The sequence below is a fragment of the Thalassotalea sp. SU-HH00458 genome (assembly GCF_040362795.1).
Taxonomy (GTDB): domain Bacteria; phylum Pseudomonadota; class Gammaproteobacteria; order Enterobacterales; family Alteromonadaceae; genus Thalassotalea_H; species Thalassotalea_H castellviae.
Genome location: NZ_BAABWW010000005.1, coordinates 209,137 through 231,892, shown reverse-complemented (window position 1 = coordinate 231,892; position 22,756 = coordinate 209,137). Strand labels below are relative to the sequence as shown.

Sequence of the window (22,756 nt, the reverse complement as noted above, 5' to 3'; positions counted from 1 at the left end):
CCACTTATCTAATCCAATTGGTATCAGACAGGGTATTGCTGTGATGCTTTTTTTCTTTAAGCATCAAATAATGCACTGTTTTGGTTTAAAAAAAAACCACTTTCTTTAGCGCAAAAAGGCCGGTGACGTTTAAATCACCAGCCATTGCCTTTTCAGGCAAATAATCTGTTTAAAAACAGATTATTTGATCTCAACAGAAGCACCTGCTTCTTCAAGAGCTTTCTTAAGTTCTTCAGCTTCAGCTTTTTCAACACCTTCTTTAAGTGCTTTAGGAGCTGATTCAACTAAGTCTTTAGCTTCTTTTAAGCCAAGACCTGTAGCGCCACGAACTGCTTTGATTACTGCAACTTTCTTCTCACCGAAACCAGTTAAGATTACGTCGAATTCAGTTTGCTCTTCAGCAGAAGCACCAGCGTCACCACCAGCAACAGCAACAGCTGCAGCAGCAGATACGCCGAATTTTTCTTCCATTGCTTCTACTAATTCTACAACGTCCATTACTGACATTTCAGCAATTGCGTTTAGGATATCGTCTTTAGAAATAGACATTTTTAATTTCCTGTTTTAATTAACAGCCTTTTCAAATAAAAGGGTCTGTTATAAATAACTATAAATACAAAAAGTGCGAATTGTGCTCTGCGTTTCATTAAGTAAGTGCAGAGGTAAACAATTATTAAGCAGCTTCTTGCTCTTTCTGATCGCGTACTGCAGCAAGTGTGCGGGCAAGTTTGCCTGCAGATGCTTCTTTCATAGCGCTCATTAAACGTGCAATTGCTTCGTCGTATGTAGGTAGTTTTGCAAGTACCTGAACATCAACTAAGTCACCTTCAAATGCGGCTGCTTTTAATTCAAAGTTTTCGTTAGTTTTAGCGAAATCTGTGAATAAACGCGCTGCTGCACCCGGATGCTCGTTTGAAAATGCAATTAATGAAGGACCTTTTAAAGTGTCAGTAACACATTCAAAAGCTGAACCTTCTAATGCGCGACGTGCTAATGTGTTACGGATAACTTTCATCCATACACCATTTTCACGTGCTTGTTTACGCAAAGTAGTAATTGCTTCAACTGTAACACCGCGTGAATCCGCGATTACAGCTGACTGAGCGCCAGTGGCAGCTTCTTGAACTTCAGCAACAATTGCTTTTTTGTCATCAAGATTGATAGCCATTGGCTTTAACTCCTGGTTCACCGGTAAAAAACCGGTATTTACTATCCCTAATTTTTTACTAAAATTTTGTAAAAAATTAGGCCGTTACGGCGAGGACCAGAATTGGAAATACTGGGTAATCACCATCTACGTAGGAAATATTAAGCAAACATTCCAGAAGAAATGCTTGCTCCTACGGTCTTTGACGGGGTTGTTGATACTTTTATTAAAAATAAGAGAATAAACAACACCTACCAAAATTTAAGGGGCGAAATTATATGCTACAACTTCACCCGTGTAAAGAAACTAATTTAGCTCCTTTACTAGAAAATTAATCTGCTAAGCTAGATGAGTTAACCGTTACACCGGCACCCATAGTAGTTGAAACAGAAATTTTCTTAATGTACTGACCTTTAGCGTTAGCTGGTTTAGCTTTTTTCAACGCTTCCAATAATGCTTCAAGGTTTTGTTGCAACTTAGCATCGTCAAAATCAGCTTTACCAATAGTAGTATGGATAATACCGTTTTTGTCGTTGCGGTAGCGAATTTGACCCGCTTTAGCATTGTTAACCGCTGTAGTAACGTCAGGAGTAACTGTACCAACTTTAGGGTTAGGCATTAAACCACGAGGGCCTAAGATTTGACCTAGTTGACCAACTACACGCATTGCGTCTGGCGTAGCAATTACAACGTCAAAGTCCATATTACCGGCTTTAACTTGTTCTGCTAAATCGTCCATACCTACAACGTCAGCACCTGCTGCAGTTGCTTTCTCAGCATTAGCGCCTTGTGTAAATACTGCAACACGAACATCACGACCTGTACCGTTAGGTAATACAGTCGCGCCACGTACGTTTTGATCAGATTTACGAGCGTCAATGCCAAGGTTGATAGCAACATCAACACTTTCACGGAATTTTGCTGTTGCAAATTCTTTTAATAAAGCAAGCGCTTCATTAATGTCATATTCTTTTAATACGTCTACTTTTTCACGGATAAGACGAGCGCGTTTTGATAATTTAGCCATTGATTAGTCCTCTACCACTAAACCCATTGAACGAGCAGAACCCGCAATGGTACGCACTGCAGCTTCCATAGAACCAGCAGTTAAATCAGGTTCTTTTGTCTTAACGATTTCTTCAAGTTGAGCTGTAGTAACAGTACCCACTTTTTCAGTGTTAGGACGACCAGAGCCGCTTTTAATACCAGCCGCTTTCTTTAATAAGTAAGAAGCAGGTGGCGTTTTTGTTTCGAACGTGAAAGAACGATCCGCGTATACAGTAATAACTACTGGTACTGGAGCGCCTTTTTCAATTGAATCTGTTTTTGCGTTGAACGCTTTACAGAATTCCATGATGTTCACACCGTGTTGACCTAAAGCAGGACCAACTGGCGGTGACGGGTTTGCTGCACCAGCAGCAACTTGTAGCTTGATTAAAGCTGTGACTTTTTTAGCCATCTTTAATATTCCTATGTTTGGGTACGAACGCCCTGCTTTACCTTACAAAAGGAAAAAGCAACGAACCTTAATGGTTGAGCTCCCCGTGGATTAAAAATCGTTCAAATTTACTGACTTTTCAGCCATGCAAATAAAAACGGCAGCGGATTATAAATTAATCAACGCCACCGTTTCAAGTTATATTTTAGTTTTAGCGGTATTTTTATTAAATGATCGCAATCTTGCCATGAAAGATTAGTTTGAGTGTCGTAGAAACAAAAAACGCCTGCCAATGGCAAGCGTTTTTTATCAGCGGAAAAAGGTTACCCTTTTTCTACTTGACCAAACTCTAAATCAACTGGTGTTGAACGACCAAAGATAAGAACCGAAACTTTAATGCGGTTTTTCTCATAATCAAGTTCTTCAACAACACCGTTAAAGTCAGCGAAAGGTCCATCAATAACACGTACCACTTCACCTGGTTCAAATAACGTTTTAGGTTTAGGTTTATCACCGTCTTCTAAACGCTGTAAAATACGATCAGCTTCTTTTTGCGTAATTGGTGCTGGACGATCACTCGTACCACCAATAAAACCAAGAACACGTGGTACACTTTTCACTAAATGCCAAGCTTCTTCATCCATTGCCATTTGTACTAATACATAGCCAGGGAAAAATTTACGAGCACTCTTACGCTTTTGGCCTGCGCGCATCTCAACTACTTCTTCAGTTGGCACTAAGATTTGTCCAAACTTGTCTTGTAAACCATGTATTTCAATATGTTCAACTAAGGTTTTTTGAACACGGCCTTCATAGCCTGAAAATGCTTGGACAACATACCAGCGTAATTTAACACCCGTTGATGGTGTCACACTGTCATCTTGTGGTGCATTTTCTTCTGGGATTGCGTTTTCTTCAGACATAATTAAACCTTTAATCCAGTAACGAAACCAACAAGTTCAAATAAAATTGAATCTAAGCCCCACATTACTAATGACATGATTAATGTCGCAACAAGAACAATACCAGTAGTTTGTACTGCTTCTTGACGCGTAGGCCAGACAACTTTACGTGTTTCAGTACGAGCTTCTTTAGCAAAATTAATAGCATTGCGACCTTTTTCTGTTTGACCGGCAACAATACCTGCAATAATTACCGCAGCAACAACAGAAACGGCTCGGATCAACACTGATTGATCACCATACACATAATTTCCTACTACAGCACCTGCTAATAGTAATATTGCGACGCCCCATTTTAAGGTGTCTAGAGAACTGCTAGGTTGCTCTTCTGTACTTGCATTCATATTAATAACCTGTAATTACCTGTCAAAACTAATAATTAACTTCTCTTTAACACGAGAAGCTTACAAATAAGTATATCCATGATACCTATTTAAAAATATGGCAGGGGTAGAGAGATTCGAACTCCCAACCGTCGGTTTTGGAGACCGCTGTTCTACCAATTGGAACTATACCCCTTCAAAATCTAGTTACACTTGTCGGGTGAATCTTAGTTTGTTTGGGAAAATTAAGAGTAACACGAGAAGTGAGGGGCTATTATACTGATGAAAACAGATTACTCAAGGGATATTTACAGGATATTATTAAGATATTCGTTCCATTAATGTATACTAAATTTTTCGATTTTCCTTAGCATTCTTGGAGTATATTTATGCGATTTAACAAGTCTTTAGTTGGTATCATTTCTTTTTCACTAATCATCACAGGCTGTGCAACAACCAATGCACAAAAAGGTGCCACTATCGGTGCTGTAGCAGGAGCAATTCTCGGAAAATCAACCAGTAATCATAAAGATAAACGTTTAGTATGGGGGGCAGCTATTGGGGCACTTGCTGGCGCTGCTATTGGTGATTATATGGATAAGCAAGAACAAGCATTTCGTGAAGAATTATCAGGCTCTGGAATCGATGTTATTCGTGAAGGCGATAATATTCGTTTAGTCATGCCTGCCAATATCACTTTCGCGACGGATCAGTCTTATATCACCGCAGGTTTTCATCAAACACTCAATGATATCGCCAAAGTGCTCATCAAATTCGATAAAACCTTATTAAGCATTGAAGGTCATACTGACAGCACAGGCAGTGAACAGCATAACCAGTTATTATCAACCCAACGAGCGAAGAGCGTTCAGCAATACCTTATTAGAAAATCTGTAGAGGAAAACCGTTTAAAAGTGACAGGTTATGGAGAGAATATGCCTATCGCCGATAACAGTACCGCAAGTAACCGTGCATTAAATCGTCGCGTTGAAGTGCAAATTATTCCCAACAAAGCCAGTTAATCGTTTAATGACTGATCTTGATCAACACTTATATTTTCATCAGTAATATGATCACCCTGTGATTAATTACGGAGAGTGAGAAATGAGTTGTTGTGGTCAATGTGGTGGTGAAAACCACGAAGCAAAAAAAGAAGTTGAGCAAGAACCCGTAGAGTCAACAGAATCTACAGAAGCAGAGTAAAATAGTGTGTATCAGCACTGACTTTATTAAAAGACGTTACGGCGTCTTTTTTATTGCCTAGGATTTAGTTTGTAGTATTTTGGTGTATATTAAACGGCACAATATTTTTATAAGTAAACAATTATGACCTCAGATAAATTTGGCACCAGTGCTAATTATAAGCGCCAAGAAAAAGGTTATAGAGATAAAGCATTAAAACTTTACCCATGGGTATGTGGACGTTGTGCACGAGCCTTTGAATACTCAAACATAAAAGAACTAACGGTTCATCATATAGTTCACGACCATACTAATAACCCAAACGATGGATCAAATTGGGAATTACTGTGTATATATTGCCATGATAATGAGCATGCTAAATATACTGACCATGCCTCATACAGCACCGAGGTAAAGCCAGGCGATACCAATCAAGACCAAGCGACATATAATCCCTTTGCGGATTTGAAATCAATGCTAAAGAAGTAGTTTAGCTTTTAAAAAGTTAAACCAATACTCACAATCATAAGACAATCTTAGTAATGGTGTTTATAAATGGAAAAATACTTTCTCGTTTAGATTTAATATCATCATTATATTGTCGCGGTGGCGACGACACCCAAAGGGACGCTAACGCCACTGTCCCCTTAGAACCCCATGGCGCTGCTAAAAAATGACTTCTTCATTAAATAATCATGCTTCAACCTAACGCTAAGAGAGCACATGGATGTTTTTATTCAGCATTTTTTAAAGCAGAATTTATGCTCCGTTAAGTTTTAGTATTAATCCTAAGCATATTAGCTTGTCATTTATCTTAGCTAGCTATAGAAGCGAGCTTTTCAGTTATAACCATTCCCCATCTCAGCGATTAACTTATCAACTAGCATAGGTAGACCTCGACCCGAGACAGGGATGTCGAGGGCTGCCGCTACTCATGGACGATAAATCGGCAGGTATCGGGGGCTAATGCTAGTTGAAAAGTAAAATGTTTCGCTGAGTTGGGCACCGAGGGGGATGCAAGGGGGAAACTGGTGTTATTTCCCCCTTGTGTGCTGTCGGCACACCGACAATATAACCAGAATGATTGGATAAACTAGCAAGTATTTTACTAAAACCAAACGCTCTGAACCTATTAATTTCTAAAGAAGTAGGTTGATTTTTAGTTATATTTAAGCAAGTTACATCAATATATTCGACATACAGTTTGAACCTTAAGAGATGATACCTACTTCAAAATCAAAAATACTTTCTAGTGTAGATTTTATATCATCATTATATTGTCGCGGTGGCGACGACACCCAAAGGGACGCTAACGCCACTGTCCCTATAGAACCCCATGGCGCTGCTGCATTAAACGTGAACTTACATTAAATTCAATAATTTCGACCTAACGACAAAGATCGCACATCCATGTGCGGCTTTGCCTTTGTCATCATCCATGATGACAATACATGAATATTGATTTTAACTTCAGCGTTTAAAGAAGCAGGGTTTATGCTCCGTTAAGTTTTAGTATTAATCCCAAGCAAATTAGTTTGTCATTTATCTTATCTAGCTATAGAAACGAGTCTATCAACCGTAACCATTCCCCATCTCAGCGATTTACTTATCAACTAGCATAGGTAGACCTCGACCCGAGACAGGGATGCCGAGGGCTGCCGCTGCTCATGGACGATAAATCGGCAGGTATCGGGGACTAATGCTAGTTGAAAAGTAAAATGTTTCGCTGAGTTGGGCACCGAGGGGGATGCAAGGGGGAAACTGGTGTTATTTCCCCCTTGTGTGCTGTCGGCACACCGACAATATGATAAGAAAAGTTAATTAAACTAGAAAGAATTTAACTTGTAATATTATTCACTAGCTAATTATAAATAAGTCTTCAAAGTGCACTTAGTTGACGTTAGCTATCGTCTCATCACCGAAAAGATTATGAAAAAATATCTAGAGGTTTCTAATGACTTTGATGGGCTAATTAAAATCAATCAGAGGTTAGATGAACTATGTCTAAACGAAGGGGAAATTTGTTGATCACTACAATTCGACATAAAAACTAATCGAAATCCAATTCTAGCGCATTAGAGCTAATGTCCGCTATGTGGCATCTCCAGTCCATACCGCCAACCCCTAGACAACAAAAAAGGCGCCGAAGCGCCTTTTTCAATCAGATTAGATGTTAATCTAAATCAGGAATTAATCCATGATTTTAGATACAACACCAGCACCAACTGTACGACCACCTTCACGGATAGCGAAGCGTAAACCTTCGTCCATCGCTACTGGGTTGATTAGCTCTACAACAAACTTTAAGTTGTCGCCAGGCATTACCATTTCAACACCTTCAGGAAGCTCTACTGCACCTGTGATATCTGTTGTACGGAAGTAAAACTGTGGACGGTATCCTTTGAAGAATGGTGTATGACGACCACCTTCATCTTTACTTAATACGTAAACTTCTGACTCAAACTTAGTGTGAGGAGAAATTGAACCAGGTTGACATAATACTTGACCACGCTCTACGTCTTCACGTTTAAGACCACGTAATAAAATACCACAGTTCTCACCAGCACGACCTTCGTCAAGAAGCTTACGGAACATTTCTACACCAGTACAAGTTGACTTTTGAGTCTCACGAATACCAACGACTTCAACTTCATCACCTACTGTGATGATACCGCGCTCAACACGACCTGTTACTACTGTACCACGACCTGAAATTGAGAATACATCTTCGATAGGCATAATGAATGCGCCGTCAATTGCACGCTCTGGCTCTGGAATGTATGTATCTAAGTGGTTAGCAAGTTCTAATACTTTCTCTTCCCACTGTGCTTCGCCGTTCAATGCACCTAATGCTGAACCTTGAATTACTGGTAAGTCATCACCTGGGAATTCGTATTCGTTAAGTAACTCACGAACTTCCATTTCTACTAATTCTAATAACTCTTCGTCATCAACCATGTCACATTTGTTCATGAATACGATGATGTAAGGTACACCAACTTGACGAGATAATAAGATGTGCTCACGTGTTTGTGGCATTGGACCATCTGTAGCAGCAACTACTAAGATAGCACCATCCATTTGTGCAGCACCGGTGATCATGTTTTTGATGTAATCGGCGTGACCTGGACAATCTACGTGTGCGTAGTGACGTGTTTCTGTATCGTACTCAATGTGAGAAGTATTGATTGTAATACCACGCTCACGCTCTTCTGGAGCATTATCGATTTGTGCGAAATCTTTTACATCACCACCGAAAGCTTTTGTTAATACCGCAGAGATAGCAGCTGTTAACGTAGTCTTACCGTGATCAACGTGTCCGATTGTACCAACGTTTACATGTGGTTTCGAACGTTCAAATTTTTCTTTAGCCATTATAAAATACCTCAAGGGTGTTAACAAAATTAATAAATTATTTATTAGAGATAAAGAATAGACCAAGAATTAAGGAATGGTGCTGATAGGCAGATTCGAACTGCCGACCTCACCCTTACCAAGGGTGCGCTCTACCAACTGAGCCATATCAGCATTCAACTTAAAAATGGAGCGGGCGGCGAGAATCGAACTCGCAGCTTTAGCTTGGAAGGCTAAGGTATTACCACTATACGACGCCCGCTAATCTTTTAGTTATCTCTGCAAAATGGTGGAGGGAGGTGGATTCGAACCACCGAAGGCGGAGCCGTCAGATTTACAGTCTGATCCCTTTGGCCACTCGGGAACCCCTCCAATATTTTGGACTTAATGACTATTTCATCATAGAAATTAAGTATTAATGGTGCCGACTGCCGGAGTCGAACTGGCGACCTACTGATTACAAGTCAGTTGCTCTACCAACTGAGCTAAGTCGGCACTACATTAAGTGGTGCGAATTCTAGAGTAATGTTTTGCCCCTTGCAATAAAAAAGCGTAAAAAAATAAAGTTTTTTACGCTTTTTTATTGTAAGTGATGTTTTTTTACTCAAAGTCGATTTATTTAAGCCCTTTATTAGCATTATAACGGTTCATTCCAACAAAAATTAATTTTTCAATGAATTCACATTCTACTGTCATTAATTGCTTAAGCTTTGCCGCATTGCCACCAGTTAACACAATAAGTAACGTATCATCTTCAGGTAAGTATTGTTCATGTGCAGTTTTAATTGCTGTATTAATACAACCTATTGTTGCCGCCCAGTTCGCTTGATTAACCGCATCAGTAGTATTATTTGCAAATGCTATTTGATTTATGTTTTTAGGTGTAGCGAAAACTTTTTTGGTATTTTGCACTAAACTTGAAAACATTAAATTAATGCCGGGTAATATCCAGCCCCCTTGATGAATACCTGAAGATGTTAATAAATCAATCGTAGTTGCTGTGCCCGCATCAATTATCAGTGTAGCTTGATTAGGGAATAACGTTGACGCTCCAATTAGCCCTAACCAACGATCGACGCCAAAAGTGCTCGGGTCATCATAAGCACATCTGATATTAAATTTTTCCGCTTCACTTTCGACAAAACAATAATCTATTCGCTCAGATTCACACCACGATGTAATGATTTGATTTAAGTTACTATCATTAACATTACTTACTATGCATTGCTCTACTATAGGAAAATTTTCCGCTAACCATTGCTGATTAATAAGGTGTGTTTCAATCGACTTGATAACCGAAAGTTCACCCTGTTGAAACGTCACGTATTTACATAATGTATTGCCGACATCTATCAATAATTTCACAGTAAACCTCTCAAGCTCACTTCACCACCATAAATAGGTTTGATTTGCCCATCGACTTCAAGCAATAAAGCCCCTTGATTATTAATGCCTCGGCATATTCCTAAGGTTTCTTTGGCACCTGTGATTAATCTTACTGGTTTATTGACGTATAAATCTTGCTTGTGCCAATCTTCAAGCATAGTGACAATTCCGCTTTCTTTATGTTGATTTAATCGGACGATAAGACAATTAATTAGCGTTGACACTAACTGGTTACGGTCAATTTCCACTGAAATAATTGATTGGAGATCAGTCCAAGGTTGATCGATATCTTCTGCCGCTTTCATTGGCATATTAATATTTAAACCTATCCCTATAACACAATGACTTGATTCTAGTGCTTGCCCTTCTAATTCTATTAAAATACCCGCTAATTTTTTGCCATTGGCATAAATATCATTCGGCCATTTTAATTCCACTTCAACATTATATAACTGCTTTATTGCATCACTAACAGCAATGGCCGCAACAACACTTAAGCCCATGGCGGCGGAAATCCCTTGTGTTAAACACCAATACATTGACATATAAACATGGGAGCCAAACGGCGAAATCCATTGTCTGCCTCTGCGGCCTCGACCAGAATTTTGATACTCAGCCACACAGACTTGACCTTGCTTAACTTGATGTGGGATCCGGCGTATTAAATAACTATTTGTCGAATCAATAACACTATGTACCTCCAGAGATATGGCACAATCATCAGGGTTTAAGTGTTGACCGATCAGCGATTTATCTAACAATTGAAGCGGCTGGGCAAAACGATAGCCTTTACCTGTAACACAAAACACATCTAAGCCCATTTTTTGTAACCCAGAGATATGTTTAGAGACCGCCGCCCTGCTAATACCTAATTCATCGCCTATCGCTTGTCCTGAAATAAATTGTCCAGTCGCAAGTCGTTTAATTAATTGTTCTTTTACAGATTTTGCCATATCTAAATAATCACGCTTGTCTTGGTTGAGTTAATTCAATTAAACCTTTGCTCGATAACAACCTGACTTCCGCTTGAAGAAAAATTTCGAATTTTGCCAAGACTTGCTTTTGAACATACTGGGCTAAGTGAATAATATCTTGACCATGTTTGCTGGCATAATTTACCAAGACCAATGCCTGAGTTTCAGCCACCCCAACCTCACCATATCTAAATCCTTTCAAGCCTGATTGCTCAATTAACCAACCTGCGGCTAATTTTACTTTGTTATTTTCTTGTGGGTAAGCGGGAATATTGGGATATCTTTTCTTTAATGCTTCAAAGGTATGCTTTTCAACCACAGGGTTTTTAAAAAAACTCCCTGCGTTAGGTAAGATTTCTGGATCAGGTAATTTAGCTCGGCGAATTGCAATCACTTTATCAAAGACATCTTTAGCGGTGACATCACCTGGCAATTCATCTAAACCACGATAAGTTAAATTCGCCTGCCACTGTTTAGCTAAACGAATAGTGACTTCAACGATAAGCCCCTTACCTGCAAGCTGATTTTTAAAAATACTATCACGATAAGCGAATTGACAGGCCGAGCGGTTTAATTTTTTAATCGATTTACTTTCAAATTCATACCATAAGACATATTCAATAACATCAGCCAACTCAGTGCCATATGCACCAATGTTCTGCACAGGAGCAGCGCCAACACTACCAGGAATTAACGCTAAATTTTCAATACCATAATACTGATTATCCACACAAAAACTAACCAATGCGTGCCAATTTTCACCACATTGTGCAGACACGAGCACTGAATCACCATCTTCGTTAACCGAGATACCTTTAAAGGCTGGTTGTAAAATAGTGGTGGTTTTGGCTTCGGTAAATAAGGTATTGCTTCCGGCTCCTAAAATATAAAAAGGAGAGGTTAACTCCTCAAGAATAGCATCCAATTCTGATAACGAGTGCGGTTGATAAAATGCAGGACAAATGGCTGGAAAAGCAAAACTATTATGCCGACTTAAATCGTATTGATGCTGCATTGTGTTCATTTTTAGAGAAGAATTTCGCTTATTGTAATGGAAATCAATCAGCTTAGGTATGGAAAATTTTGCGAGTCATTATCCTTGCTTGCGCATCGGGAGTTTAATGATATTAGCTTTATTAGTGTAATATTTATTTTGATATTTATCGGTATCGATATTTTCACTGTGGTTAATGACCACGCCGTCAACAGGCGCATTGACCTGTCTAAGCAAGCGTAAACCGGTTGTAATTTGTTCTCGTTTAGTTTTACCACCATGAACAATGTATAAAACACTATCGACTAAACGTGAAATAATAACCGCATCACTAACCGCATTAACTGGCGGTGTTTCAATAATAATGCGGTCATAAAAATTGCCAAATACTTTAATGAGCATGTTAAAGCGTTTCATCGATAAAAATGCAAGGGGATTTGCGGGTGTGATCCCTGAAGTTAAAATATCTAACTTGACATTTTTATCTCGGACAATACATTCGTTAATTTGGTGAGTTTTGGCTAATAAATTTGATAATCCTGGGCGGTGGGCAGGTAAATCCATATTTTTATATATAGTGGGATGACGCATATCCGCTTCAATTAATAGTACTTTTTCCATTTCACTAAATGAACGCGCTAACTCTAAGGCAACGGTAGATTTTCCTTCATTAGGTACAGATGAAGTAACCGCTATGACTTTAGGCGGTTTTTTCTCATGATTAAATAACAATGACGTTCGTAACGTACGAATTGCCTCAACAAAACGATTATCAGTATAATATTTTTTATCACCATCGTGAGTTTTAGGTCGAAATTTCGGCAATACCGCTAATATTGGCGCTTCATTAAAGCTTTCTAATTTTCGGCGTGAATTAAGTGTGTCCATTAATAATTCCCGCAAAATGACCACCATTGAAATAAAACCAAGCGATAAGATAAACGCTAAAATCACCGCCATTGTTTTATTAGGAGCTATCGGCCCTTTAGGAATAATCGCTTTATCGATAAAACGAACATAGAAGTTCGATTTATAATTACCCATCGCATCTGTCTCTTTCAGACGAATCAAATAATTACTATAAAGCTCTTTGTTTGTCTCAACTTCACGCTGTAACTGTGAAAATTTATTTTTAAGCCGACTCATTTTTAAATAATTTTGTTTCGTTATGTTGAGTCGTTCTGTATCTGCTTTTACTTTTTCTGCCGAAGAAAAGTATTCTTTTTCTATCGCGATAACCAGATCATTAACTTGTTCTTTTAAATTACGACGTAGAGACGCTAACTCTGCTTCAACAGACATTCTTTTCGGATGTTTAGGGCCATATCGTTGGGAAAGTTCAGTGAGTTTTCGTTCAATTTCTTCTTCTGATCGGCGAAGTTGAATATAACTTGGTTTGCTATTTATTTCTTGAAGATCCGTTAACTGTGTGTAATTACCTTTATGCTTTTGGATATATTGATACGTAACTTTTAAGTCACCTTCTTTTTTCGAGGCTTTTAATAATGATGAGGTTAATTCAGTTAATTCTGACTCAATCAAACCATCTAACCCTTTTACATCAACGATGCCTTCGCTTTCACGATAAGCTTGTAAGGCTTGTTCTGAGGATTCAAGTTTTTTCCCTAATTCTTCGAGCTGATCAACTAACCATTGCGAAGTCGATTCTTTTGATGCGCTATGAATTTCATCTTGATATTGCAGATAAGTTTGCCCCACTTGATTCGCGACTTTTTGAGCTAATCGTGGATCATAAGCGGTAAACGTTATCTTCACTAACTCAGTTTCAACAATGGGTGATATTTTCAATCGGTCTTGAAAATCTTCCACCACTTGACCAATAGTCGGCGGTGAAGAAGGCTTACCTCTGTCGGCGAGAAACTGAAGTTTATCATTATACTTACCGCTGTTAAATTCTTCATGCTCAGTAAGGTTTAATTTTGACACTACACGTTCGGCAAACTTTCTCGATCGCAGTAATTCGTATTGAGTTTGAATTTGTTCGTAACTTGCCGAACTTTCATTAAAGGCATCGTTAATAGATAAGGTATTTTTAGGTTTATTGCTACCGATTTGTAAGATGGCGGTTGCTTTATAAGAGTGCTTTAAAAGCGACACATAAAAAGCCACCACTAAACTCATTAGTAGTGTGAAAATAATAATTTTCCATCGTCTTGTCCAAAGCGGGCTTAAAACTTCTTTTAGATTTATCTCGTCTTGAACTATTTTAGGATGCTCGTGTTCGTTCATCAAAAAAAGCTTTGCTCTATCTCAATTATGTCGTCTGGGTACACCAATGTCATAACATTACCAGTGATTATGACGCTTTTACCATCAACAGTCCTTGTGATTTTCCATTCAGTTTTCGATGCTCTGTTCCCTAAACCACCGGCAAGTGCAATCGCTTTATCAAGTGTTAAGTCGTCTTGATACGGATAACCCCCTGGGCGTTTGACTTGTCCATGAATAAAAAAAGGTCGGTATTGTACAATTGACACCGTCACTTGCGGGTCAATTAAATAATCACCAAGTAACCCCTGTTTAATGACATTTTCTAGTTTTTTAGGTGTTAAACCAATCACTTTAATATCATCGAGAAAAGGAAAGGAAATAAAACCTGTTTTATTAATTTTTACATTGGTCGATAAATCGGGCTCATTGTATACAACAATTGATATTTGATCCCCCGGCCCTAAAACATAATCAGAAGCCAAAGCATTAGTACTAAAAATACTTATCAACCAAAATAAAATGACTAAAAATCGCATATTTTTTATCCACTCAATCCTAAAGGGTAACATCAAACCCTATTGAAATGCTATTTCTCTGATAATCGAGCATAATTTCAGACGCGTCTAAATCCTGATATTGATATTTCAGGTAAAAAGATAACCACTCATTTCTTTGATACTGCACGGTAAATTGGCTATACAAAAAATGCTCTTTTTCTTTGCCTTGCTGATAAATAATTTTTTCACGCTTTGTACCAACAATCGCAGTGGCATTAAATAAATCACTTAACCGAGAGGTTAGCTTGATATCAAAATTATCGACAATGCGATAGCTATTTGATAACCGATTCGCTTCTTGGAAATCTCGTTCGGTACTTATCACTACTTTAGTAGAATAAATAGGATGCCATTGCCAGTCAAAACGCCATTTAAAGCCGTCATCATCATGAAAGGCAGTTTGAGCAAATTTTATTTGCTGATAACCTAACAATAAAGCCAATTGGCTAATTTCAGTCGTTTGCCATTTCATCCCTGCTAACGCGGTATATTTCTTCTTATTGAGCACATTATTATGCTCAAAAGTGATGTTTTCAAAGGCGATATTGGTTGCTAAATAAGACTGACCTGAAAGCAAGTAATCAAATGAAATATTGGCATAACGCTTTTGTTGATCTAATAAATATGTCTGATCTCTACGTGTGTTGTATTGATGTGTAAATTGTCCTAGCTCAGCCGTTAATTTTGCCACTGAAGTTTGAGAGCCATACATATAACCTACTGAAAAATCTGAAGACTCGCGTTTATCTCCTTTCGTAAGTAAGTTAGCTTTGCCTAATGTCAGACCGGTACCTCGGTTTTCATAAATATTAGCTATGGTTGTTTTAATGAAAAACGCTTTATTGGCAGCTATCTTGAATTGATAACGGGGAGCTAAAGTATAATTTGTATGATCATCCTTAGAAAAATCTTGAAATTTGATGTGCTCGCTTTCAAATTCAAGATTGAATAACTGATTGTCAAATTGTGTCTGCAGAGCTATTGAAGGCGATAAGGTAATAAAAGAGGTTTGTTGTTCATGTTGATTAGTAAATAAAAAATTATCAGTTTGGCCAACTTCTGAATGTAACGAAAGGTTAAAAAAATTGCCTGATTCAGTATTAAAATAATCCTTGGCAAAACCACTTACACTGAAAAATACCCAGGAAAAAAGGTAAACATAAATGAATTTTAATCGTACTTTTTTATTATTCATGACAACAACGGCGTTATTTTAATAACAGACATTCCACAGGATTTTAACAAAGAACACAAGCAGGTGGGCAAAAATATTTACATTTTGTTAACGACAGGTGAAATTTTCACGATTAACCTTGATTTGTTTCAAAGATATAGACATAAATAGCATTAATGAGAGGTTGGCAGTAACACTTTTGCTGAAAGTCCTCCTTCTATCCGATTGGTCAGTAGGATTCTTCCGCCATGCGTATCAACTATACGCTTTATAATTGCTAATCCTAAGCCGCTACCTTCAGTACCGCGCGCTTTGTCACCCTGTGTAAATGGTTGAAACAATCGCTCAATATCCGCTTCAGGTATCCCTGGACCAGAGTCACACACATCAAAATATGCAAAGCGTCCCGTCTCACTCATGCCAGAGTGAATAGTAATATCACCATCACTATAACGAACGGCATTTTGGATTAAGTTTGCAACAACTCGCTTTATCGCGACATAACGTAAGGGTATCTTTACTACTGGTTGGGCATTCAGGGTAATATTTCTATCTAAAATGGATTCAGATTGCACCACTTCACTTAATAAGACATTGAGATCATCAAGTTCAGCTTTATCTTTACTATCATGGCGAATGTAATCAATAAATTGATCGATAATGGTATTCATATCGTCGATATCTGCATCAATACCTTCTTTAAGAAATTCATCTTGTTTAGACATCATCTCTGTCGCCAACCTGATACGAGTTAATGGCGTTCTTAGATCATGAGATATGCCCGCCATCAATAAATTTCGGTCATCTTCTAATTGCTTAATGCCCTTTGACATATGATTAAATGCTTGAGTTACCGCAACTATCTCTGTGGTACCCCGCTCGGCTAACGGCTCAGGAAAATCACCACGACCCACTTCGTGGGCCGCAGATTGTAATGATTTAAGAGGTCGGTTTAATTGGCGAACAAATAACCATCCACCAATAACACTTAACGCGCCAAGAATCATCAATACAATAATCAACGGACTATAATTTGCTTCTTCTAAACCCGTTAGTGGTATTTTCACCCAATAATTAGGTGCTTGAGGCGGACGTATCCAAAAGAGAAATTCGTCCCCTTGTGAAATACGGACTTCTGCTGGACCACCTAGCAACTCAGTCATAATAGATGAACGAAATTCAAAATAAGTTGCATCCGCTAGGCCTAACGGTAAAGCATCTTGTTCGGTGTAAATACCGATGCCCGTTTCTAAGTGAAAAGCTTTGGCCATGGCAGGCGTTAAAATTGGATCTTTTACATCTAAAAAAACCACGCGCACTTGTTTAGCTAACAATTGGTCTACTTGATCTGATTGTGGTTGCACTATGTACACCATAATTGAAACCAGTGAGACGACTTGATTGATTAATAACAAGACACCAATCAATAAAATTGTTTGCCCAAAAGCACTACGTGGCAATATTTTCATAAATGTTTATTTGTCAGTTATGCGACTGCTTTTCCTTCCGGAACAAACACATAACCTAGTCCCCATACGGTTTGAATATAGCGTGGCTTTGCTGGATCTTCTTCAAGCATTCTACGTAAACGAGAAACTTGCACATCAATACTACGCTCTAACGCTGAGTAATCTCGTCCGCGCGCTAAATTCATTAATTTATCCCGAGAAAGTGGCTCTCGAGGATGTGTGATCAACGCTTTTAAAACCGCAAATTCGCCACTGGTTAAAGGCATATTGATATCACCTTTAAGCATTTCACGTGTCGCAAGGTTTAATTGATAATCACCAAATTCAATAATATTTTCTTCTTGTGATGGTGCACCTGGGGCTTCTTGAACACGTCTTCTTAACACGGCCTTAATACGTGCTAACAACTCTCGTGGATTAAAAGGTTTTGGCATATAGTCATCTGCACCTAATTCTAATCCAATGATGCGATCCACCTCGTCACCTTTAGCCGTTAACATGACAATAGGTATATCATTTGACCCTTGACGCAATCGACGACAAATGGATAAACCATCTTCTCCAGGCAACATCAAGTCTAACACTAATAAATGAAAGTTTTCACGCTCGAGTAAACGATCCATTTGTTCAGAATTTGCCGCACTTCTAACAACAAAACCCTGTTCAACAAGATAACGCTCTAATAATGCTCGCAAACGCATATCATCATCTACAACCAATACTTTAGGTGTTTCGTGGCTCATATCTCACCTTTATTTTTTCCATATGTTATTTTTTGACTTGTCGCTACTATATGCTATTGCTAGCAATTTTAACAAAGTTACTATGTGTCAAAGCGACGGTATTTGTTACAAATTATTAACAGTATAGATTATCTAAGACAAAGTATTATAAGAAAAATTTGTATGTACTCCAGGGACAAATTTATCATGAGTCGACACATAAACTAAATCTTTACAGAACATTTTACCAATTAGATAAAAATGCTCCCTTTAACACCTATAACTTAAGCTGTTAATTTAAAAGAAAGCACAGATCAAGTTTTTTATCTGCGTTAATTACGAAAAGTAAGGTAGAATGCAAGCATGAAAACTTGGATTTATTTCTTTAAAGCACCTAGACGTGTACTAATTATCAATCGAAAACGACAATTAACGAAGTTAAAGCGTCAACTTATTCGTGTAAAAATAGCACTCGCCCAAGAAAAAGCTGAAACCAAAGAAATGCTAGTGATCTATCGCCGTTACACTATTAAGCAAGCAACACCTGAAGAAATGAAACAAGCAAACAAACAATTTCTGGATGTGTTAAAAGGCCTGGGAATTGGTGTGTTTGCTGTCTTACCATTTGCTCCTATTACTATTCCTATAGTGATAAAAATAGGTAAATGGGTGGGGGTAGATATTTTACCTAGTTCTTTTAATGAAGAGTCTGTTAAAAAAACGATCGTTATTTCAAATAACCAATCGCCTGATCCGTAACACATTGTGTGAAACTGGTTTGTCTTTCTGGCTTCGACAACCTCGCAATTGCTTGTTTCACTAATTTTGTTTTTACTTTTCTATCGGCTTCAGGTAAATCTTTTAATTGCTCATGAAAACAGCCAACAAGTCCGAAATTTAACGCCGTTTCTGAGTTTGGTAACTCTCCGTTTAAACACGTACTTAATTTTTCCGCTAATTCATTTCTACTAACTTTCGTTACTAAATCAGTTATTTGATAATTGACTTTATCTGTTTTCCGCGCTTGATTACAAGCAAAGAAAATATCAGCAACCGCGACAATTGGGATCAGTTTTTCATGTTGCATACTAAATTTATCTTTTAACCACTTTTTATGCTCAGCCGACATTTCATCCGCATAGCCACCGCTTAGTACCAATGAAAATGAAAGCAATATCATCATATTTTTAGTTAACATATACACCATCCAATGAGGAAAAATTAGAGCAAAGCATAGTCGTCTCTACGAAAGCCATCATAGTAAAGTTTAACTCAAAGATGAAGTAGTTTTATCTTTCAATAATTTAACCAAAAAAAACGCCACCTCAACGTTGAGGTGGCGTTTTATCGTGTGAAAAATTAAGTTTTAAACCATCATAGGTTTAAAAGGTATGTCGCGATATCGTTTGCCAGAAGCAGCAAAAACAGCATTGCTTAATGCCGGTGCAAATGGCGCAACCCCCGGCTCACCAAGCCCGGTAGGTTTATGATCAGATTCAACAATATGAACATTTACTTTAGGCATATCATTGATGCGCATTACCGGGTAGTTATGGAAATTAGAATTAACCACCGCCCCTTCTCTAAACGTAATTTCTGTACTTAACGCAAGTGACATTCCCATCACAACAGCCCCTTCCATTTGAGCGGTTGCGCCATCAAGATTTAACACTTGACCACAGTCAATTACACAATCAACTTCTAACACTTTAATATTTTCGCCATCAGATTCAACACGAACAGCCATAGCCACATAGCTTTGAAAGCTATAATGTACCGCTAAACCAATACCTTGCCCTTTAGGTAGGTTTTCACGCTCATACCAGCCAGATTGTTTCGCGGCTATTTCTAATACATTTTTAGAACGTTCAACCTGCTCTTTTTGCTCTGCAATATCGTTTGCATCATACAATTGATTCAAAAATGTTAAAGGATCTTTACCCGCTTTATACGCCAATTCATCCGCGAAAGTACTAAACGAAAAACCATAAAAAATAGCATATACCGCTCGATACCAACCAATGCGGGTATGTGCTTTCGCATCACCTATTTCGCTTCTAAAGTTTGGCAAACCAAAAGGATAATTATCAACTGCTGCAACATCATCTTTGCCTGGTTTTACTGCTGCAGGGTTAAATAATGAGGCAATAGGTGGAAAAGCAGTGCGGTGTAGCCAGCCGGTCACTGCGCCGTTTTCATCCAGTGACGCTTCAATGTGTTGCGCATTAATTGAGTGATAATAGCCTGTGCGCATATCTTCTTCACGCGACCAAGTTAACTGAATAGGAAAGCCAGTTTTTTCAGAAAGTACCGCTGCTTCATGAACATAGTCACATTTAAATTTACGGCCAAATGCCCCTCCCGCCATAGTAACGTGAACAATAATATCTTTAGGATCACGCTTTAAGTAACCTGCCAAAACTTTTTGAATATCAGCAGGAGATTGAGTAGCGGCCCACACTTCACACTTATCTTTTTCAACGAAGACCACACTAGCATTAGGTTCCATAGGTGAGTGCGATAAATGCCCCCCCGTATAAGTAGCTTTAAGGGTTTTTGCAGCGGTTGCAAAAGCAGAGTTTACATCACCACGTTCAGTCGCTAATTCAGCAGGGGATTCAACATTTTTGACTAATTGTTTTTTATACTCGACGGTGTCGTAGCTGGCATTTTCACCTAAATCCCAGGCAATTTTTAATTTCGCTAAAGCTTGCTGTGCAGTCCACGTATTATCCGCCACTACGGCAACACCACCAATAGAACCATAAGGCACCGCTAAACGATCAACCACGATAACGTCTAACACACCTTTCATGGCTAGCGCCTCATCTTTTTCAAGTGACTTCAAGGTGCCACCTAAAACCGGACAATGAGTAATCGCCGCATATTTAAGGCCCGGCATTTTTGTATCAACGCCGTAAATTCTTTCCCCAATAACGACTTTTCCTTGGTCATGTCTCGGCAGCGCTTTACCAATATAGTTATAAGCAGCTTTTGTTTTCAATGTCGGTTTTTCGGGGACCGGTTGAGTTGCGGCTAAACTCGCTAATTGACCAAAAGAGAGTTTTTTTCCGGATGATTTGTTATAAACAAAATGATTTTTTGCTTCACAGTCATCTACTGTTGTTTGCCACACTTTTGCCGCAGCAGCAACTAACATAAGTTTAGCCGCAGCACCTGCTTCACGCATAGGTTCATACATGACCCGAATACTGGCAGAGCCACCGGTACCTTGTGGGCCGTATTTTTCATCGCCATCTGCTTGTTGCACAGTCACCCGAGACCAATCCGCTTCCATTTCATCGGCAACTGCTGCTGGTAAAGCCGTACTAATGCCTTGTCCCATTTCACAACGACCACAATATAACAGTAAGTCGCCATTTTCTTGTAAATGAATAAAAGCATTTGGATTAAAGGCAGACTCGTGTTCAGAATGATCGAATGCTATCGCTTGTGAAGGGATCGCAACACCTAACACTAAGCCTGTGGTAGCAACACCTGAAGCTTTGATAAAATTACGTCGGCTGACATTTTCAATCTGATTTGTTGCCTTTGCCCGATTAGTTAATTTTTCAAGAATACTCATTACGAAACCTCCTTGGCTAATTCAAATGCTGCTTCACCAATGGCTTTTTTGATCCGTTGATAAGTACCACAACGACAAATATTTCCTTGCATCGCGGAATCTATTTCTTCAGCAGTAGGTGTTGGGTTAGTCGCTAAGAATCCCGCTGCATTCATAATTTGTCCTGCCTGACAATAACCACACTGAGGAACATTATTATTCAACCATGCTTTTTGTAAGGGGTGATCACCGTTTTCAGATAAACCTTCTATGGTGGTAATTGATTTTCCTGCCAACATGCCAACAGGAGTGATACAAGCTCGGGTTGCAACACCGTCAACATGCACAGTACAAGCGCCACATAAGCCTGCGCCACAACCAAACTTGGTGCCTGTTTTTTCTAAACGGTCACGTAAAAACCACAATAGCGGCATTTCATTATCAACATCGATAGGGTGTTGTTCACCATTAATAATTATAGATTTATCCATATTAGTCACTTATTTGTTCGGTTAAGTAATCAGCACTTTATACAGTAACACTTGCTGATGATCTGAGTACAGTAAAACGATTTAACCCCTTTTTTATCAGATAAACAACGGGTAATTAATACTTTGTTACAAGTGATAAAAATAAGATAATCGGGTAATTTTGTTTAAACAATCTTGACTAAAGGTAGTAGTAATCAAGGATAATTTCTATATAACTTGGTATTTAATTCACTTCAAAAAACAGTGTTTAAATGCTTATATCTGTGTAAACATAACCTTAAAACCTAATGAGTTTGTAGAGAATAAATGAATAAATACAAAATTTTGTTTATCGCGGCAATAGCTTTGTTTCTCAATAAAAATAGCTGCGCCGATACCTTAAGTAACTTTGAACGCCAAGTAGCAAGTCACAAAGGTAAAGTAATTTATGTCGATTTTTGGGCGTCTTGGTGTGTCCCTTGCCGAAAATCATTTCCTTGGATGAATGACATGCAAGCAAAATATGCGGATAAGAATTTTACTATCTTAAGTGTTAATTTGGATGCTCAGCCAAACTTAGCTGAAGAGTTTTTAAAGGAGACTCCGGCAAAATTTCCTATTTTTTATGATCCGAAAGGAAAAGTTGCCCGAGCATTTAAGTTAAAAGGCATGCCCAGCAGCTTTATCATAAATAAAAAGGGAGAAATTGTCAGTTCTCATGTCGGCTTTACCGAAGAGAAGAAACAAATGTATCAACAAGAAATATTGAGCCTTTTGAAAGACTAAAAACTTGAAAAGCCTCAACTA

The 22,756-nt window shown here is 38.4% G+C and carries 22 protein-coding genes and 5 tRNA genes; 4 read left to right on the top strand and 23 right to left on the bottom strand.

The genetic code is table 11. The features are described from left to right. Nucleotides 1-180: 180 nt before the first annotated feature. The 7 genes from rplL to ABXH06_RS09825 form a co-directional block, all read right to left on the bottom strand. Complete coding sequence (gene rplL, locus ABXH06_RS09855; RefSeq protein WP_311581426.1) at nucleotides 181-549, bottom strand: 50S ribosomal protein L7/L12; 369 nt, start codon at nucleotides 547-549, stop codon at nucleotides 181-183. A gap of 124 nt (nucleotides 550-673) precedes the next feature. Further along, complete coding sequence (gene rplJ, locus ABXH06_RS09850) at nucleotides 674-1,168, bottom strand: 50S ribosomal protein L10 (RefSeq protein ID WP_303455501.1); 495 nt, start codon at nucleotides 1,166-1,168, stop codon at nucleotides 674-676. Between the two features lie 310 nt (nucleotides 1,169-1,478). Further along, nucleotides 1,479-2,174 carry a 50S ribosomal protein L1 gene (gene rplA, locus ABXH06_RS09845; protein WP_311581429.1) on the bottom strand — a complete coding sequence of 232 codons (696 nt, stop codon included), beginning with the start codon at nucleotides 2,172-2,174 and terminating at the stop codon, nucleotides 1,479-1,481. Between the two features lie 3 nt (nucleotides 2,175-2,177). Further along, entirely contained in the window at nucleotides 2,178-2,606 is a 429-nt protein-coding gene (gene rplK, locus ABXH06_RS09840; RefSeq protein WP_311581432.1) for a 50S ribosomal protein L11, read from the bottom strand. A 302-nt stretch (nucleotides 2,607-2,908) separates the two neighbouring features. Beyond that, a complete protein-coding gene (nusG, locus tag ABXH06_RS09835) occupies nucleotides 2,909-3,508 on the bottom strand; it encodes a transcription termination/antitermination protein NusG (protein WP_311581434.1) in 600 nt (199 codons plus the stop codon). Nucleotides 3,509-3,510: 2 nt separating this feature from the next. Beyond that, entirely contained in the window at nucleotides 3,511-3,891 is a 381-nt protein-coding gene (gene secE / locus ABXH06_RS09830; protein WP_311581437.1) for a preprotein translocase subunit SecE, read from the bottom strand. A 98-nt stretch (nucleotides 3,892-3,989) separates the two neighbouring features. Next, a tRNA-Trp gene (locus ABXH06_RS09825) sits at nucleotides 3,990-4,066 on the bottom strand. A 193-nt stretch (nucleotides 4,067-4,259) separates the two neighbouring features. Here ABXH06_RS09825 and ABXH06_RS09820 point away from each other — a divergent pair. After that, a complete protein-coding gene (locus tag ABXH06_RS09820; protein ID WP_353518119.1) occupies nucleotides 4,260-4,892 on the top strand; it encodes a YiaD family glycine zipper/OmpA-like lipoprotein in 633 nt (210 codons plus the stop codon). A gap of 304 nt (nucleotides 4,893-5,196) precedes the next feature. Beyond that, nucleotides 5,197-5,541: a YajD family HNH nuclease gene (locus ABXH06_RS09815; RefSeq protein ID WP_353518118.1), complete on the top strand. Its 345-nt coding sequence runs from the start codon at nucleotides 5,197-5,199 to the stop codon at nucleotides 5,539-5,541. A gap of 1,701 nt (nucleotides 5,542-7,242) precedes the next feature. On the opposite strand, the gene tuf is transcribed toward ABXH06_RS09815, so the two are convergent. The 13 genes from tuf to ompR all read right to left on the bottom strand — a co-directional run bounded on the left by tuf (nucleotide 7,243) and on the right by ompR (nucleotide 17,935). Then, a complete protein-coding gene (tuf, locus tag ABXH06_RS09810; RefSeq protein WP_311581407.1) occupies nucleotides 7,243-8,427 on the bottom strand; it encodes an elongation factor Tu in 1,185 nt (394 codons plus the stop codon). Between the two features lie 77 nt (nucleotides 8,428-8,504). Beyond that, nucleotides 8,505-8,580: transfer RNA gene (locus ABXH06_RS09805), tRNA-Thr, on the bottom strand. A gap of 14 nt (nucleotides 8,581-8,594) precedes the next feature. Then, a tRNA-Gly gene (locus ABXH06_RS09800) sits at nucleotides 8,595-8,668 on the bottom strand. Between the two features lie 25 nt (nucleotides 8,669-8,693). Continuing rightward, a tRNA-Tyr gene (locus tag ABXH06_RS09795) sits at nucleotides 8,694-8,778 on the bottom strand. 47 nt (nucleotides 8,779-8,825) lie between these two features. Then, a tRNA-Thr gene (locus tag ABXH06_RS09790) sits at nucleotides 8,826-8,901 on the bottom strand. 120 nt (nucleotides 8,902-9,021) lie between these two features. Next, nucleotides 9,022-9,771 carry a type III pantothenate kinase gene (locus ABXH06_RS09785; RefSeq protein WP_311581442.1) on the bottom strand — a complete coding sequence of 250 codons (750 nt, stop codon included), beginning with the start codon at nucleotides 9,769-9,771 and terminating at the stop codon, nucleotides 9,022-9,024. Further along, entirely contained in the window at nucleotides 9,768-10,745 is a 978-nt protein-coding gene (gene birA / locus ABXH06_RS09780) for a bifunctional biotin--[acetyl-CoA-carboxylase] ligase/biotin operon repressor BirA (RefSeq protein ID WP_353518117.1), read from the bottom strand. Before birA ends, ABXH06_RS09785 begins: the two co-directional genes overlap by 4 nt. A gap of 10 nt (nucleotides 10,746-10,755) precedes the next feature. Next, nucleotides 10,756-11,781: a UDP-N-acetylmuramate dehydrogenase gene (gene murB / locus ABXH06_RS09775; protein WP_311581446.1), complete on the bottom strand. Its 1,026-nt coding sequence runs from the start codon at nucleotides 11,779-11,781 to the stop codon at nucleotides 10,756-10,758. 78 nt (nucleotides 11,782-11,859) lie between these two features. Continuing rightward, nucleotides 11,860-14,010, bottom strand: a complete 2,151-nt coding sequence (locus ABXH06_RS09770) for a GumC family protein (RefSeq protein ID WP_311581448.1) — start codon at nucleotides 14,008-14,010, stop codon at nucleotides 11,860-11,862. Then, nucleotides 14,010-14,528: a polysaccharide biosynthesis/export family protein gene (locus ABXH06_RS09765; RefSeq protein WP_311581450.1), complete on the bottom strand. Its 519-nt coding sequence runs from the start codon at nucleotides 14,526-14,528 to the stop codon at nucleotides 14,010-14,012. The genes ABXH06_RS09770 and ABXH06_RS09765 overlap by 1 nt, the downstream gene beginning before the upstream one ends. A 19-nt stretch (nucleotides 14,529-14,547) precedes the next feature. Next, complete coding sequence (locus ABXH06_RS09760) at nucleotides 14,548-15,744, bottom strand: outer membrane beta-barrel protein (protein ID WP_353518116.1); 1,197 nt, start codon at nucleotides 15,742-15,744, stop codon at nucleotides 14,548-14,550. A 152-nt stretch (nucleotides 15,745-15,896) separates the two neighbouring features. Continuing rightward, a complete protein-coding gene (gene envZ / locus ABXH06_RS09755) occupies nucleotides 15,897-17,192 on the bottom strand; it encodes a two-component system sensor histidine kinase EnvZ (protein ID WP_311581454.1) in 1,296 nt (431 codons plus the stop codon). Nucleotides 17,193-17,209: 17 nt separating this feature from the next. Further along, nucleotides 17,210-17,935, bottom strand: a complete 726-nt coding sequence (ompR, locus tag ABXH06_RS09750; protein ID WP_311581457.1) for an osmolarity response regulator transcription factor OmpR — start codon at nucleotides 17,933-17,935, stop codon at nucleotides 17,210-17,212. A gap of 342 nt (nucleotides 17,936-18,277) precedes the next feature. On the opposite strand from ompR, the gene ABXH06_RS09745 reads away from it, so the two are divergent. Next, nucleotides 18,278-18,673: a hypothetical protein gene (locus ABXH06_RS09745; protein ID WP_353518115.1), complete on the top strand. Its 396-nt coding sequence runs from the start codon at nucleotides 18,278-18,280 to the stop codon at nucleotides 18,671-18,673. Here the strand turns inward: ABXH06_RS09745 and ABXH06_RS09740 are convergent. The 3 genes from ABXH06_RS09740 to ABXH06_RS09730 all read right to left on the bottom strand — a co-directional run bounded on the left by ABXH06_RS09740 (nucleotide 18,642) and on the right by ABXH06_RS09730 (nucleotide 21,970). Further along, nucleotides 18,642-19,112, bottom strand: coding sequence for a hypothetical protein (locus tag ABXH06_RS09740; protein ID WP_311581462.1), 471 nt, complete (start codon nucleotides 19,110-19,112; stop codon nucleotides 18,642-18,644). The genes ABXH06_RS09745 and ABXH06_RS09740 overlap by 32 nt on opposite strands. A 168-nt stretch (nucleotides 19,113-19,280) precedes the next feature. Further along, nucleotides 19,281-21,500: a xanthine dehydrogenase family protein molybdopterin-binding subunit gene (locus ABXH06_RS09735; RefSeq protein ID WP_311581464.1), complete on the bottom strand. Its 2,220-nt coding sequence runs from the start codon at nucleotides 21,498-21,500 to the stop codon at nucleotides 19,281-19,283. Then, a complete protein-coding gene (locus tag ABXH06_RS09730) occupies nucleotides 21,500-21,970 on the bottom strand; it encodes a (2Fe-2S)-binding protein (RefSeq protein ID WP_311581467.1) in 471 nt (156 codons plus the stop codon). Before ABXH06_RS09730 ends, ABXH06_RS09735 begins: the two co-directional genes overlap by 1 nt. 306 nt (nucleotides 21,971-22,276) lie before the next feature. On the opposite strand from ABXH06_RS09730, the gene ABXH06_RS09725 reads away from it, so the two are divergent. Further along, nucleotides 22,277-22,735 (top strand): TlpA disulfide reductase family protein, encoded by a 459-nt coding sequence (locus ABXH06_RS09725; RefSeq protein ID WP_311581469.1) that lies wholly within the window; start codon nucleotides 22,277-22,279, stop codon nucleotides 22,733-22,735. Nucleotides 22,736-22,756 lie beyond the last annotated feature (21 nt).